12 protein-coding genes and 1 pseudogene are annotated in these 14,728 nt (G+C 47.9%); 10 read left to right on the forward strand and 3 right to left on the reverse strand.

Annotation, left to right across the window (positions count from 1 at the left end):
- The 9 genes and pseudogenes from JCM14374_RS13790 to icd form a co-directional block, all read left to right on the forward strand.
- Positions 1-186, forward strand: a 186-nt coding sequence (locus JCM14374_RS13790) for a hypothetical protein (protein ID WP_172674203.1), incomplete at its 5' end; no start/stop codon positions are given.
- A 13-nt stretch (positions 187-199) separates the two neighbouring features.
- A complete protein-coding gene (locus tag JCM14374_RS09610; RefSeq protein ID WP_054696595.1) occupies positions 200-835 on the forward strand; it encodes a TetR/AcrR family transcriptional regulator in 636 nt (211 codons plus the stop codon).
- 17 nt (positions 836-852) lie between these two features.
- Positions 853-2,376: an aldehyde dehydrogenase family protein gene (locus tag JCM14374_RS09615; RefSeq protein WP_054696598.1), complete on the forward strand. Its 1,524-nt coding sequence runs from the start codon at positions 853-855 to the stop codon at positions 2,374-2,376.
- 18 nt (positions 2,377-2,394) lie between these two features.
- Positions 2,395-3,585: an iron-containing alcohol dehydrogenase gene (locus JCM14374_RS09620; RefSeq protein WP_054696601.1), complete on the forward strand. Its 1,191-nt coding sequence runs from the start codon at positions 2,395-2,397 to the stop codon at positions 3,583-3,585.
- Between the two features lie 150 nt (positions 3,586-3,735).
- Positions 3,736-4,278: an NADH-quinone oxidoreductase subunit NuoE gene (nuoE, locus tag JCM14374_RS09625; RefSeq protein ID WP_369397344.1), complete on the forward strand. Its 543-nt coding sequence runs from the start codon at positions 3,736-3,738 to the stop codon at positions 4,276-4,278.
- A gap of 76 nt (positions 4,279-4,354) precedes the next feature.
- Entirely contained in the window at positions 4,355-6,118 is a 1,764-nt protein-coding gene (locus JCM14374_RS09630; RefSeq protein ID WP_054696605.1) for an NADH-quinone oxidoreductase subunit NuoF, read from the forward strand.
- A 20-nt stretch (positions 6,119-6,138) separates the two neighbouring features.
- On the forward strand, positions 6,139-9,354 hold the full coding sequence (locus JCM14374_RS09635) for an FAD-dependent oxidoreductase (RefSeq protein WP_054696608.1): 3,216 nt from the start codon (positions 6,139-6,141) through the stop codon (positions 9,352-9,354).
- Positions 9,355-9,410: 56 nt separating this feature from the next.
- Positions 9,411-9,611 (forward strand): hypothetical protein, encoded by a 201-nt coding sequence (locus JCM14374_RS13590; protein ID WP_157049065.1) that lies wholly within the window; start codon positions 9,411-9,413, stop codon positions 9,609-9,611.
- Between the two features lie 113 nt (positions 9,612-9,724).
- A pseudogene (gene icd / locus JCM14374_RS09640) lies at positions 9,725-11,070 on the forward strand (NADP-dependent isocitrate dehydrogenase).
- A gap of 106 nt (positions 11,071-11,176) precedes the next feature.
- Here the strand turns inward: icd and JCM14374_RS09645 are convergent.
- The 3 genes from JCM14374_RS09645 to JCM14374_RS09655 are packed head-to-tail and all read right to left on the reverse strand — an operon-like array spanning position 11,177 to position 14,240.
- A complete protein-coding gene (locus JCM14374_RS09645; RefSeq protein WP_054696611.1) occupies positions 11,177-12,622 on the reverse strand; it encodes a sensor histidine kinase in 1,446 nt (481 codons plus the stop codon).
- On the reverse strand, positions 12,591-13,271 hold the full coding sequence (locus JCM14374_RS09650; RefSeq protein WP_054696740.1) for a response regulator transcription factor: 681 nt from the start codon (positions 13,269-13,271) through the stop codon (positions 12,591-12,593). The genes JCM14374_RS09645 and JCM14374_RS09650 overlap by 32 nt, the downstream gene beginning before the upstream one ends.
- An 18-nt stretch (positions 13,272-13,289) precedes the next feature.
- The gene (locus tag JCM14374_RS09655) at positions 13,290-14,240 is read right to left on the reverse strand and encodes a cation diffusion facilitator family transporter (protein ID WP_054696614.1); all 951 of its coding nucleotides are present in this window, start codon (positions 14,238-14,240) and stop codon (positions 13,290-13,292) included.
- Between the two features lie 257 nt (positions 14,241-14,497).
- Here JCM14374_RS09655 and JCM14374_RS15320 point away from each other — a divergent pair, with 257 nt between their 5' ends.
- Entirely contained in the window at positions 14,498-14,728 is a 231-nt protein-coding gene (locus tag JCM14374_RS15320; protein WP_172674204.1) for an ATP-binding cassette domain-containing protein, read from the forward strand.

Below are 14,728 nucleotides of genomic sequence, written 5' to 3' on the forward strand. Positions count from 1 at the left end.
GTGATGAATATGCAAACAACCCAGGTGCAATTCATCGGCAAATTCTCAGGAAAGCGAACCTCCGACCTGAATAGTAATGCTGTTGAAATTACCATCAGGCGTGTCATGGGGATTGTTCCTCGGCACGCCTTGACTATATTAGAGTATGGTGATACTATGATTTCAGTCAGCCGGATGGCTGACTGAAAAGGAGATTGCTATGAAGACACAAAAGCAGGAAAATCCTGATTTTGATTCCCGCCAGCATATTTTACAAACGGCTAACCGTTTAATGATGGAAAAGGGGATTAATGAAACCAGCCTGGCAGACATTGCCCGCGAGGCCGGAATCAGCAAAGGAACCCTTTATTATTATTATTCCTCCAAAAATGATCTGATCTATGACGTCACCCAACAGCATTTCGCGGCTATTACTGATAATCTCATTAACTGGGTGGAAAAAACCAAAGGCATCAGCAGTTTCAGCGACATTCTCAAAGCTGTGGTGGGGGCTATGCTCCAGGCTGAAACCCGTACCAAACTTCATCTCTATCTCCTGCAGGAAGCAGTATTAAACAATGAACACCTGCGCTCACGTTTTCAGGAAACCTATCAGGAATGGAGAACCCTGGTTTATAACGAATTATATAATTTGGCAGGCTCCATGGATATTAATCAGGATCAGGCCAGGGCCTTGTCATTTTTAGTGGTAGCTATTATTGACGGTTTGATTATCCAGCGAATAGTGGGGGGGAGGAGATACCGTTGGATGATATTATTCGGTTCCTGGCTCGCTAAAACGGAAAAACTTTTTGCTCAATGTCAGGCGGTCAACCGGCTGACTAATATTTTATAAAATAGGAGGAATCATGAATGGCAGAAATAATGGAATACCAGATGTTTATTGACGGCCAGTGGATTCCCGGAACTTCGGGAGAGAGAATGGAGGTAATCAATCCCGGCAACGGGGAAGTGGTTGCCACAGTCCCCAGAGGCAATGCCGCAGATGTTGACCGGGCTCTGCAATCTGCGCGGAGCAGCTTTAATTCGGGAATTTGGCGCAGCAAATCGATTGAGGAGAGAGCCCAGGTTTTAACCACTGCCGCAATTATGATTCTGGCCCAGAAGGATCGCCTGGCCTATCTGGAATCATTGACTTCAGGCGCAACCATCAAACGCAGCAGTACGGTTGATATAGCTTCAGTAGCGGGTTCTCTTATAATGTCGGCAGCTATTCTGCGCGAGATGCCGGAAGTAGAGCATGCTATTTGCCCCCCGGTAATTGCCCCCATGCATTCCTATTTTAAACGTGAACCAATTGGGGTCTGCGCGGGTATTACCCCCTGGAACTTCCCCATGATTTTGGCCGCATATAAATTTGCCCCGGCCCTGGCCATGGGCAACAGTATCGTCATAAAACCAGCCAGTATTACTCCGATTACTACCCTGGAACTGGCCAGAATATTATACGATGCCGGTCTGCCCGCGGGAGTATTTAATGTTATTACCGGCCCCGGTTCATCAATGGGCAGTTACCTGGCCGCTCATCCCGAGGTTGATAAAATAGCTTTTACGGGTTCAACCGAGGTTGGCCGGGGCGTGGCGCGAGTGGCCGCAGACGGAATTAAGCGCGTAACCCTTGAACTGGGCGGCAAATCCGCGGTAATAGTATTGGATGATGCTGATCTGGATGTGGCGGCTAATATGGGTTTGTTCGCTTTTCTTATGCACTCCGGACAGGTGTGTGAATCCGGCACCCGTTTGATAGTGCCGCGGGCCATGCAGGATGATCTGGTGGCGCGGATGATTAAAAAGATAAAGAAGATGAAGATAGGCGATCAGATGGATATGACTACGGATATCGGCCCTATTGCCAGTATGGATCAGTTAAAAACCATTATGGAATATGTGGATATAGGTCTTAAAGAAGGAGCTACGCTGGCTTGCGGCGGAAAGCGTTATGAGAGCGGCGACTGTGCAAAAGGATTCTTCTTCGAACCTACCATTTTTACAAATTGTAATAATCAGATGAAGCAGGCGAGGGAAGAAATTTTCGGTCCTGTGCTCTGCGTAATTCCTTATGACGGAGATGAAGAGGAAGCTATAGCCATTGCCAACGATAGCAGCTACGGCCTGGGCGGAGGAGTCTGCAGCACCAATACCACCCGTGCGCAAAAAGTGGCGGCCAGGATGCGTACCGGTACGGTTTGGATCAATACCTATCATATTCTGCGACCGGATGTGCCTTTTGGCGGTTACAAGGAGAGCGGCTACGGCCGGGAAAATTGTTATCACGCTTTGATGGCTTATAGCGAAGTTAAACATATCTGCCAGGACTTGACTCCGGACGCGGATGATAAACTGGTCAACCTGCTTATTGGGTTAAACAATGCATAGAAGGGGAGGTTTTTGATTATGACGCCAAAATACTTTATGTGGGATTTTCACACCCTGGTAGAATGCGGTTCGGGCTGCCGGACTTTTGTGGCCCAGCGCTTTATGGAAATGGGCTGTAAACGTGTGGGTATGATCACTGACAAAGGCCTGGTTGAAGCGGGTATAGTAGAACTTGTTAAAGGGATATTTGATGTTCAGGGCGGCACCCGCCTGGTTGGAATCTATGATGAAATACAACCCGATGCGGCCATGGGCAATATTAATCACTGTGCTGCCTGGTGTCGGGAGAAGGCTATTGACGGAATGCTTACCGTCGGCGGTGGCAGTGTAATGGATGCGGCTAAAGGTGTTAAGGCCATGCTGGGAATGGGGGTAACTGATATCCGCGAAATTATGCCGGGAAATATCGGCCCTTATTTAAGACCTCTGGGTAAACCGCTGGGCATCCCCCATATTTCTATACCAACTACGGCTGGAACCGGTTCGGAAGTATCGCCTATCGCAGTTATTTATAACGAAGAACAAAAGGTAAAAGGGGATATGCTGCATCCCTATATTGTACCTGATTATGCTCTATTAGATCCGGATTTGACTGTGGGGCTTCCCGCATCTATTACTGCTGATACAGGTTTTGACGCTCTTTCCCATGCTATTGAAGGATATACCTCTCCAGGAGCCAATCCTATGATCGACGCCCTGGCTTTGCAGGCGATGCGCCTTATTAAACGCTATTTGCCCCGGGCAGTGGAGAACGGCAAAGACTTGGAGGCCCGCACCAATATGCTTATAGCCAGTAATATATCTATCATGTCCTTTGCTATGAGCGGGTTTATCTATCCGATCCACAATGTCGCCCATGCCGTCGGGGGGCAGTTCCGTATCTCGCACGGCAATGCCAATGCGGTACTGGTGCCGGTATTGATGGAAAACCTGCCCCAATATTACCTGCCTAAAATTCATGATATGGCTCATGCGTTTGGCCTTTCTACCGCAGGAAAAAATAATGAAGAAATCTTACAAGAAACCATAAATGATATAAAGAGTTTACAAAAGGCTTGCGGAGTAGCGCCCAAATTCACTCTGCATCTTGGCGAAACAGAGATGGAACAGCTCAAATGGGCCATTAAACTCGACCCTGCCGGTATTGCTTTCCCCTTACCCGATGACTGTATTAAGAAATGTCTGGATTGCAGTTTTGATTGCAAATAAAACCCTGAAAAAAAGGAAACAACATGTATAAGAACCAGGGGCAGTTTACCCCTGGTTCTTATTACCGGATATTATAACGTGCATACAATATTATTTACCCATAAAGGTTTGATTACAACCTGGTTTCAGTTAATATAGAAACTGAGTTTGATGTTGGCTAAATCAGAATTTTTAGGGCTGTTTGATGATATAATCTGCCGCCAACCAGGAAAGGACGTGATTTATGTGAACTGCTGCTGCCAGGAGCAAAACTGTGTAAAGGAACGTTTCCCTGCCGGGGAGGTTAACCTGCAGTTAATAGAAGGGATAATTGAACGCTACCGGAATGAAAAAGGCAGCTTGATAACAATTTTACAGGAAACTCAGGGTGTTTATGGATATTTGCCCCTGGCTGCGCTGGACTATATTGCCGGGGAATTAAAAATTCAACCGGCCAGGGTTTATGGAGCGGCTACGTTTTACACCCAGTTTCGTTTGACTCCGGTAGGTAAGCATCTCATCCTGCTTTGTGAAGGTACCGCCTGTCATGTGAATGGAGCAGAAAGAATCGAAACGGCTCTGGTTGAGGAACTCAAAATCCACAAGGGGGAAACCACTCCCGATGGTATTTTCACACTGGAGACTGCGGCTTGTTTAGGCTGCTGCAGCCTGGCGCCGGTGATGATGATTAATGGACAGGCCTACGGACCCTAACGCCTGATAGTGCTCGCAAGATAGTGCGTGATATCAATGCCCGCGAGAGGCAGGCCGCAAAGGAAGGTGAAGCCTCATGAGGATTGTTGTAGGAATGGGCAGCTGCGGTATAGCCGCCGGGGCATTGCCGGTTTGGGATGCGGTTCAGAACGAAATAGGGAAATGGGATATTTCATTTGAAACTGTTCCTACCGGGTGCGTGGGCATGTGCCACCAGGAACCGTTGATGGATGTGGTTGAGGATGACGGCAGAAGTTATACCTATGGTAATGTTAATGCGGAAAAAGCGCAGGAAATAATGGCCAGCCACCTGCAAGGACGCGGCCCGCTTGTTAAATACCTGGCAGCCAGCAGCGAGACGGCCCATGATTTTTTGACCGCCCAGCTAAGGGTAGCTCTGCGCAACTGCGGAATAATTAACCCGGAAGCTATAGACGACTATATTGCCCGGGGCGGTTATAAAGCGCTGGAAAAAGCGATTAAGTTGATGTCACCAGAAGAAGTAATCGATGAAATAAAAATCTCAGGATTACGAGGCCGAGGTGGAGCGGGCTTTCCTACCTGGTTCAAATGGAACTCTACCCGCCAGGAAAAAGGGACTCATAAATACCTGGTCTGCAATGCTGACGAGGGCGATCCCGGGGCGTTTATGGACCGCAGTCTCCTGGAGAGCGACCCCCATTCTCTGCTGGAGGGCATGGCTATCGCTGCATATGTGATAGGGGCGGATACCGGGGTAATCTACTGCCGGGCGGAATACCCGCTGGCTATAAAACGATTGCAGATAGCCATTAGCCAGGCCAGGGAAAAAGGATTTCTGGGCAGCCATATTTTAGACAGCACTTTTAGTTTTGATATCAAAATCAAACAGGGCGCGGGAGCTTTTGTCTGCGGTGAGGAAACCGCATTGATTGCTTCACTGGAAGGGGAAAGAGGCATGCCGCGCCTGAAACCGCCGTATCCTTCACAGAAGGGTTATTGGGATCGTCCCACTAACATTAATAATGTGGAAACCTTCGCTAATGTTCCCTGGATAATTGATCGGGGCGGTGCTGCTTTCGCGGCTATTGGAACCGAGGACAGCAAAGGTACCAAGGTCTTTGCTCTGGCCGGAAAGATAAAGCGGGGAGGACTTGTCGAGGTGCCGATGGGAATAACTCTGCGTGATGTTATTTTCAAAATTGGCGGCGGTATTAAAGAGGATAGACAATTCAAAGCTGTACAATTGGGGGGGCCTTCAGGCGGATGCATCCCGGCAAGCCTTCTGGATACGCCGGTCGACTACCGCTCTATTAAAGCTACCGGAGCTATTATGGGTTCCGGGGGCATGATCGTTGTGGATGAGACTACCTGCATGGTGAATATGGCCCGTTACTTTTTAGATTTTACGCAGAAAGAATCCTGCGGCAAATGCGTGCAATGCCGCATAGGCACCAAACGCATGCTGGAGCTTTTGGAACGCATCTGTGCGGGAGAGGGTCGGGAAGGCGACCTGGAGCTGCTGGAAGAACTGGCCGGCGAAATCAGAGACGGATCATTATGCGGCCTGGGGCAGGGGGCGCCCAATCCGGTTTTGACGACTATCCAATATTTCCGGGATGAATACCGGGCGCATATTGAAGAAAAACGCTGTCCGGCCAAACAATGCAAACACCTGATTAAATACCAGATAGATGCTGTGAAATGTAAATCCTGCGGCATTTGCGCCAAGAAGTGCCCGGTGGACTGCATCAGCGGGGAAAAGAAAAAACCCTATGTGATCGATCAGGAAAAGTGCATTAAATGCGGGACCTGTCTGGAAGTCTGTCCGGTTAAATTTGCCGCGGTCAGTGTGGAATAGAGGGAGAGGTGGGTGAAATAATGATTTGCCTGAATATAGACGGAAAAGAAGTAAAAGGACATCAAGGCCAAACCATATTGCAAATAGCCGAGGCTAATGGCATAAAAATCCCTACTCTCTGTCATAATGAACGGCTCAAGCCATACGGGGCCTGCGGCATCTGTGTGGTGCAGCTGCAGGGCAGCCCCAATCTGATACGTGCCTGCGCAACCGAGGCCCAGGATGGAATGACTGTGGTTACTGATAATGCGCGTATAAGAAAGTCGAGAAAAATGACCCTGGAATTATTATTATCAGATCACAGCGGCGACTGCCGTCCCCCCTGTTCACAGGCCTGTCCGGCGGAAACTGATTGTCAGGGGTATGTAGGCCTTATTGCCAATGGACAATATAAGGAAGCGGTGGCCTTGCTGAAAGAGAGCTATCCCATACCTTTGAGTATCGGCATGGTTTGTCCTCATCCTTGCGAGGATGCCTGCCGCCGCCGACTGGTGGAAGAACCTGTTGCGATTGCTAACCTCAAGGCCTTTGCGGCTCTGGAGGATATGTATAACGAACACCCCTATAAACCTGAAGTAAAAGCTCTTACCGGCAAGAAGGCTGCTGTGGTGGGCTCAGGACCGGCAGGTTTGACCGCTGCTTTTTTCCTGGCGCGACAAGGACATATGGTCACCGTGTATGAAGCGATGCCAGAACTGGGCGGAATGCTTCGTTATGGGATTCCCGAGTACCGCCTCCCCAAAAAACTGCTGGACCGGGAAATAAATATGATAAAGGAAATAGGGGTTGAATTCGTCACCAATACCAGAATAAACCGGGATATTAGCCTGGATGAACTGCGTCAGCAATATGATGCGATATTTCTGGGCATCGGGGCCTGGATATCTTCGAAAATAGATTGTCCCGGAGAGGATTTGCCGGGGGTAATCGGGGGCATTGATTTTCTAAGGGAAGTGGCTATGAACCATCCGGTTGACTTAGGCAGGCGGGTAGCGGTAATCGGCGGAGGAAATACCGCTATGGACGCGGCCCGTACAGCTGTCCGCCTGGGGGCCGATGAGGTAATGGTCCTTTACCGGCGTACCCGCGCGGAGATGCCGGCTGAAGATGTGGAAATCGAAGAGGCCATGGAAGAAGGGGTAATATTTCACTTCCTGGTGGCGCCCGCGGAAATAATAGCGGAAAACGGCCGCGCAGCCGGGATACGCATGCAGAAAATGCGGCTGGGTGAACCGGATAAATCAGGAAGGCGGCGCCCCGAACCTACCGGCGAAGAGGAGCTTTTTGCCGTAGATACAATTATTGCCGCTATCGGCCAGACGGTTAATACCGATGGTTTTGAAAACTTGAAGTTAAGCCGCTGGGGTACGCTGGAGGCTGACGAGAAGAATTATCAGACCAGCCTGCCGGGTGTCTTTGCCGGCGGGGATGGCGTCAGCGGACCAGGCATAGCTATTGAGGCTGTAGCTCAAGGCCAACAGGCGGCCCGGGCTATGAATGCTTACCTGAATGGCGCCGAGCTTTCCCATCATAAACCTTTCCTGGTACAGAGAAAATTAGAGGCAAAACATTTTGCGGATTATGAGAGACAGCCGCGGGAGCAATTACACCATGCTGACCCGCAGGTGAGAAGACGTAATTTTTATCCGGTAAGTCAGGTTTTTGACCAGGCAAAGGCGTTGCGTGAAGCCTCCCGTTGTTTGGAATGCGGCTGTTTGGATTATTATGAGTGCAAACTTATTCATTATGCGCGGGAATATGAGGTGCAGCCTGAACGCTGGGAGGGCGCCAAACATCCTGACGCTGCTTTCAAAGGCCATGCCTTTATTATGAATGAACCTGGCAAATGCATATTCTGCAGTCTGTGCATACGCACCTGTGACGAGGTGGTGGGTGCGGGCGCTTTAGGATTGGTGCGGCGGGGATTTGAGACTATGGTTCAGCCTGAATTTGGCCTGCCCCTGCAGCAAACCGCTTGTATTTCCTGCGGGCAATGCGTGGCGAACTGTCCAACCGGCGCCCTGGCAGAACGCAGCCCGATAGAAAAGCAGGTGCCTCTGGTTTTTAATAAACAGGCTGCTTTATGTTCGCAATGCGCTATGAACTGCGGACAAATAATTGAGAATTATGGAGATATGCTGGTGCGCGCAGTTCCAGAAGCAGATGGGTTCTTATGTGCGCGGGGGCGTTTTGGCTGGAAGGGACCTGAAAAGGATAGGGTTCTGCAAGCTATGCTGCGTAAAAATGGAACATTAGAGATGGTAAGCCTTAAAGAAGCCGTAGAGCAATTTGTCCGGTCACAGCAGGCTAGTATTGATACCGGAGCGCAAACAGCGGTTTTGGTAAGTCCTTCCTGGACTCTGGAAGATGCCGCAGCTCTGGCCGATTGGTCACACCATGTTTTGCAGGCTGACAAATTAAGCAGTTTCAGTTATAACGCGGCTGCGGGAATAGCTCATGTTCTGGGCCAAAGCCTGTCTACCAACCGCCTTGACCAGTTAGAGTCCAGCGACCTTGTTATTGTCCTAGGTTCTTTCCGCCACAGTCAGGTGGCGGCCATGAAGCTGCGCCAGGCCGCAAACAAGGGAGCCCGGCTGGTGGTCATCAGTCCGGGTAAAACCTTGATGGATGACCTGGCCGCAATAAAAGCTATTCCGAATACAAACAGCACCAATTGGTTGCTGCAAATCTTGGCGGCTATAGTTGACCAGGGCTGGTATAATAGTGACTTTATAAATAACAAAACCAATGGTTTTGAGGCTGTCAAATCACAGCTTGCTGCATTGGCTTACGGAGAGGACGCCCGCATGATAGCCCAGGCTTACAGCCAGGCGCAAAAAGCTATGATAGTCATTGACGGATACGAGACCAGCGCTACCGCAGTGCAGATTATGACAATGACAGCTGTAATCTGCGGACATATCGCGGCTTTGCACCAGGGTATTATTGTGGTAACCGCAGGCGGCAATGCCGCAGGAACTGTCATGGCTGGTTTTGACAGCCGCCGCCGCGATATTTTAACAGCTATGGAAGAGGGACGTATCAATATTCTGGTAATAGCTGACGAAGATCCTGTGGGTGCCGGAATAATAACTCCAGATATATTTTCCAGGGTGAAAACGAAAGTGGTTTTAACCGCCTATATGCATGATACGGCCCGTTTGTCCGATATAGTTATTCCCACTCGGATTCCGCTCGAATTATCCGGACACTATATCGCGCCGGGGGCGAGTTAAATGAATTTAAGCAGGTTAAGCCTGCCAGTGTCCCTGATAACCGCAGTATAATAAAAATGCTTACCCAGGCGGCCGGCGGGCAATTGAGTGAGACATCCTGGCTTCCCAACAGGCCTGAACCGGTTCTGTACCAGAACGGGTTTGCGTTTGCAGATGGCAAAGCCCGCCTGGAGTTAACTGGCGAAAACCGGATCTTCTTAACCTGGAAAGAACCGGATTATGCCGCTCGGATGTTCCGGTGCGGCGTAAACGATTAAGTAAGAGGAATTAAGATAAAAGTACCCCTAACGCTGATCGTGCGGAGGGCGAATCTGTTCTCGGAAACGCGGTTTTAGCAAATTGCTTGCTTCAGTTATGCGTTATTGTTATAGTGAAAAATATCACTTGTATAATTGTACAGGATGATTTTGCCTTTAACCTTAAACTTTATGAAGGAGGAGAAATAATTTTGGCACAGGGAGAAAAGATCACCGTAACAAATGGAGTTTTGCAGGTTCCTGACCATCCGGTCATACCTTTTATTGAAGGGGATGGCACCGGCCCTGATATCTGGAGGGCGGCATCACGGGTTCTGGAGGCCGCCGTTGAAAAAGCCTATAACGGTAAAAGGTCTATCGTGTGGAAGGAAGTCCTGGCCGGGGAGAAGGCATTTAAAAAAACCGGTGAATGGCTTCCGCAGGAGACTTTGGATATTATCCGCGAATATATAATAGCCATCAAGGGACCTTTAACTACTCCTATAGGCGGGGGTATACGCTCTCTAAATGTGGCCTTAAGGCAGGGATTAGACCTCTATACCTGCTTGAGACCGGTCAGGTATTTTCCCGGGGTACCTTCGCCGGTGAAACGTCCGGAACTGGTGGATATGGTCATTTTTCGCGAAAATACCGAGGATATATACGCGGGTATAGAATACGAGAGCCAAACGCCCGAAGCTGAGAAACTGATTAAGTTCCTGCAAGAAGAAATGGGAGTGAAAAAAATCCGCTTTCCTCAGACTTCGGGAATCGGCATCAAACCTGTTTCCAGTGAGGGCACAAAGCGTTGGTAAGAGCTGCGTTAGATTATGCTATCAAGTATGGCCGTAAAAGTGTAACCATTGTCCATAAAGGCAATATCATGAAGTATACGGAAGGGGCTTTCCGCAACTGGGGTTATGAACTGGCGGAAACTGAATATGCAGATAAGGTATTTACCTGGGACCAGTATGACCGCATAAAAGATGAAAAGGGCAGTAAAGCCGCAGATGAGGCCCAGAAAGCGGCACTGGATTCCGGCAAAATCCTGATTAAGGATGCGATCGCCGACATCTTCCTGCAGCAGATATTGACCCGTCCGGATGAATTTGACGTAGTGGCCACTTTAAATCTGAACGGGGACTATGCCTCCGACGCCCTGGCGGCTCAGGTAGGCGGAATCGGTATCGCTCCCGGAGCAAATATAAACTATGTTACCGGACACGCGGTTTTCGAAGCCACTCATGGCACCGCTCCCAAATACGCCGGGCTGGATAAGGTAAATCCTTCTTCGGTAATCCTGTCTGGAGAAATGATGCTCAGGCATCTTAACTGGAACGAAGCGGCTGATTTAATAATAGCGGCTATGGAAAAGACTATCGCCGGCAAAGTGGTCACATATGACTTTGCCCGCCTGATGGAAGGCGCGACGGAAGTAAAGTGTTCCGCTTTTGCTGATGCGCTTATCAGCAACATGTAACCTGTTTAAAAACTATAAATATAACGAGAACTCCTCTTGAACAGGGGAGTTCTTTGTCTGATCAGGCGTAAGCTGAGTTATTATTGTCATTTAACTAAAACACTCTTTAAAAATTATAATTGTGTGCGGGAATGGTAATTATGAAATTGGTTCCCTTGTTCAATGTGCTTTGAACCTCTATCTGTCCTCCATGGTTTTCCACTACAGCCTTAACAATAGAGAGTCCCAGGCCGCTGCCCCGGGTGGAACTGCTGGAGGGAGAGCGCCAGAAGCGCTCGAAAACGAATGGCAGTTCCTGCTCGTTTATACCTTTGCCATTGTCTTTGACCCATATCCTTATTTGGTTTCCATCCCGTTTACATCCCAGAGTAATGGCAGCTTCTCTGCCGCTATGATATAGAGCGTTATCCACCAGGTTATTCATCATCTGCTGCAGCCGTTCACCTTCACCCTGAATTATGCAATCCTTTTCGATTTCAACTTTAATCTTTCGTTCCGGATCTAACAGTTCTGCACGCCGGGCGGATTCTTTGATCAGGTCGGCTATATCAACTGGATATTTTTCGCATGAGAGTCTTGAATCGAGGCGCGCCAAGGTCAACAGGTTGTCAAGCAGGCGGCTGAGACGAGAGATTTCACGCTTAATCGAAGAATAAACCCGTTCTTGTTCTATGGGTTCTGTTACGGCGCCGCGGCGTAATACATCTATATAACCGTTGATGGACGTAAGGGGTGAACGCAGTTCATGAGATATGTCAGCAACATTTTTTCTGACCAGATTCAAGGCTTGTTCTCGCGCATCAAATGAATCCTGCAGGCCTTCGAGCATCTGGTTGAAAACTGCGGTAAGATACGCAAGTTCATCATGAGTATTTGTAACCGGAGCGCGGGCGGTGAGATCATTGGCGGCCACAGCGCGGGAGGTATTAACCAGATTATTCAAAGGATTAAGTATTACTGCGGTGAGAATATATATCAGGAAAAATGTGAGGAAAAGCACCAGCAAACCCCCTGCCAACAGAAATATACCTTCAGTTTGCAGGGATTTTATTACATGCCCCAGAGAACTCCAGGCTACAATATAACCTGAGTTATAATCTTCGGGGTTTTTTAAGGGAATAATATAGACCAGTTGCAAAGGCTGATTTATTTGGCCATTTTCAATTTGAAAGGAATTTTGTTGAACCCTGTATTGTGGTTTCCAAGCGGGTTTATTGTCGCTGAACGTTGACAACAATCTGCCCTGGCTGTCGTACACAACGCAATTTACCCCATGCAGGGAGAGAGTAGAGGTTAACAAAAAGGCTCGCTGTTGTAATTCTTGTTTGTTTGCGGCCTGTTCTATTTTTGAGTGATGAACCGGCGGCAGGACCTGGGCTTCCAGGGTTTCTTGCGCGGTATTGAAAAGATCGCTTTTTAGTTCGTTGTACGCGAGCAAAGCATAGCCTATTATCAAAATAGCCACTGCGCTGGTAATAGCCAGGCATAATTTGCCTTGCAGACTGGAGCAGAAGTTAATTTTAATACCGCCTGGCTGGTGAATCGAGAACATAGCCTATACCTCTGACTGTATAGATAAGTGGAGGCTTGCCAAGTTTTTTACGCAGATAACCAATGTAAACTTCAACAATGTTGGTATCACCGGTATAATCGTATCCCCACACCTTATCCAGAATGATATCTTTGGAGAAAACCTGGCGCGGGTGTTCAGCAAATAACAATAACAACTTGAATTCCGTAGGTGTAAGAACAATACGTTTATGGCCACGGCTTACCTCATAGGTATCCCGGTTGATGGTGAGGGATAAAAAACTGACCAGATTGCTGACGTTTTGTTTGTTTTGTCTTCTTAACCCGGCCTCGATACGGGCCAGCAGTTCATCAAGGTGAAAAGGTTTAACCAGGTAGTCATCTGCGCCTGCCTTTAAACCCTCTACCCTGTCAGGAATATCATCCTTGGCGGTCAACATGATAATATAAATATCGCTGTCGGCGCGAAGCTGCCTGCATACCTCTGTTCCTGGCAAATCAGGCAGCATCCAATCAAGCACCGCCAGATCCGGCTTGTTCTGGCAACTTAATTCGAGGGCTTCCGAACCGTTTTTAGCTATTAAAACCTCAAAACCTTCGTAACGCAGCCCGAGGGAAATAAAATCCAAGATAGATGGATCATCATCCACCAGCAATACTTTTTTGACCATAGACAAAGGCAAATCACCTCAATTGTCGTCCTGATTTGAGAATTGTTTTTTTTCGCAACCTCTGCAGACTGAACAGTCACTGTCAACGCAAGGTTCAGTATGAATCAGGATAATACTATGCGGGAGCCGTGTTTTTAATTGATCTTCTACCCGGTGAGCCAAATCATGCGCTTCTTTTACAGTCATATCACGCGGGACTACAAGATGCATATCCAGGTGACGTTCGGGTCCCGATTGTCTGGTTCTTAACTTATGGTAACCCAGAAGATTAGTTTCGACCATACTCTGCAGTACTTCGTTTATTATGCCTGCTTCATCCTTTCCGACGGCAATGTCCAACAACGGGCGAAATGCTTTGGCAGTCAGGTCATAAGCTGCTTTGATAATTAGTACGGCCACCCCGATAGCGATTATCGGGTCTAATATCTGTATGCCGGTTAACTGGATTGCGGCTAACCCTGCTAAAACACCCACAGAAGTATATACATCTGTACGCAGGTGCATAGCGTCAGCCTCCAGGGCCACAGATCGGGTCTTTTTGGCGGTTTTCATTAATATAGCTGAAATTATTGTATTAACCAGGGCCGAAACACCCATAACAATAATACCCAAGGCCAGTGTTTCCACTTTGGCTTTATTAATAAGCTTGTCATAAGCTTCTATAATAATCCAGACCGCAGCTATAAATATTAGAATGGCTTCTATGGTACCGGAAAGGTTTTCAAACTTGCCATGTCCATACTGGTGTTTTTGGTCGGGAGGTCGTCCTGAAACCCTGACTGAAACAAAGGCTATTATGGCTGCCAGGAGATCAAGTCCGGAGTGAATAGCTTCCGATACAATACTGACTGAACCGGTTACTATCCCAGCCGCCAGTTTTAAGGCCACCAGAGTCGTATTAGACACTATAGACAGTAAAGCTATTTTACTTTTTTCATCAGGGGCTATTTTATTTACTAGATATTTCATGTTTGAAACCTCCCTATTTAGTATGGACAAATAACGTTAGTTTTCATTAAAAAAAGGGACTTCTTGCGAAGTCCCACGTCCATGTCGCTGCCCTAAAGGCCCGGCAGTAAAACTGCCTGACTCAAAGATTTATATAAAGATGTATACTTAATATATCTTTTAATGCTGAGAATAGGCTGAGAAAAAAATAAGACTTTTCTGAGAAGGCTCTGTAAATGGTGTAAAATCAATAAACCGGGTATCAGCGGAGGAAAAAGATGAGTGAACCAGCAATCATTATTAGAAACCTTAACAAGTCATATGGAAACATCAAAGCAGTGAACAACCTGGATTTTCAGGTGGAGTCAGGCGAATGCTTCGGACTTCTGGGCCCTAACGGAGCCGGTAAAACTACTACTATGAAAATCATTTATGGAAAAGCCGCTGCTGATGATGACAAAAAACCATTATTAATGTTTTTGGGTATCGTCCAGGTCGTGATGATCTGA

This window comes from Syntrophomonas palmitatica JCM 14374 (assembly GCF_001311885.1).
Taxonomy (GTDB): domain Bacteria; phylum Bacillota; class Syntrophomonadia; order Syntrophomonadales; family Syntrophomonadaceae; genus Syntrophomonas_A; species Syntrophomonas_A palmitatica.

Excerpts from the sequence above, each read along its gene's own strand:
- JCM14374_RS09610 (WP_054696595.1), top strand. The coding sequence starts at position 200 with ATGAAGACACAAAAGCAGGAAAATCCTGATTTTGATTCCCGCCAGCAT.
- JCM14374_RS09615 (WP_054696598.1), top strand. The coding sequence starts at position 853 with ATGGCAGAAATAATGGAATACCAGATGTTTATTGACGGCCAGTGGATT.
- JCM14374_RS09620 (WP_054696601.1), top strand. The coding sequence starts at position 2,395 with ATGACGCCAAAATACTTTATGTGGGATTTTCACACCCTGGTAGAATGC.
- nuoE (WP_369397344.1), top strand. The coding sequence starts at position 3,736 with ATGTTGGCTAAATCAGAATTTTTAGGGCTGTTTGATGATATAATCTGC.
- JCM14374_RS09630 (WP_054696605.1), top strand. The coding sequence starts at position 4,355 with ATGAGGATTGTTGTAGGAATGGGCAGCTGCGGTATAGCCGCCGGGGCA.
- JCM14374_RS09635 (WP_054696608.1), top strand. The coding sequence starts at position 6,139 with ATGATTTGCCTGAATATAGACGGAAAAGAAGTAAAAGGACATCAAGGC.
- JCM14374_RS13590 (WP_157049065.1), top strand. The coding sequence starts at position 9,411 with ATGCTTACCCAGGCGGCCGGCGGGCAATTGAGTGAGACATCCTGGCTT.
- JCM14374_RS09645 (WP_054696611.1), bottom strand. The coding sequence starts at position 12,622 with ATGTTCTCGATTCACCAGCCAGGCGGTATTAAAATTAACTTCTGCTCC.
- JCM14374_RS09650 (WP_054696740.1), bottom strand. The coding sequence starts at position 13,271 with ATGGTCAAAAAAGTATTGCTGGTGGATGATGATCCATCTATCTTGGAT.
- JCM14374_RS09655 (WP_054696614.1), bottom strand. The coding sequence starts at position 14,240 with ATGAAATATCTAGTAAATAAAATAGCCCCTGATGAAAAAAGTAAAATA.
- JCM14374_RS15320 (WP_172674204.1), top strand. The coding sequence starts at position 14,498 with ATGAGTGAACCAGCAATCATTATTAGAAACCTTAACAAGTCATATGGA.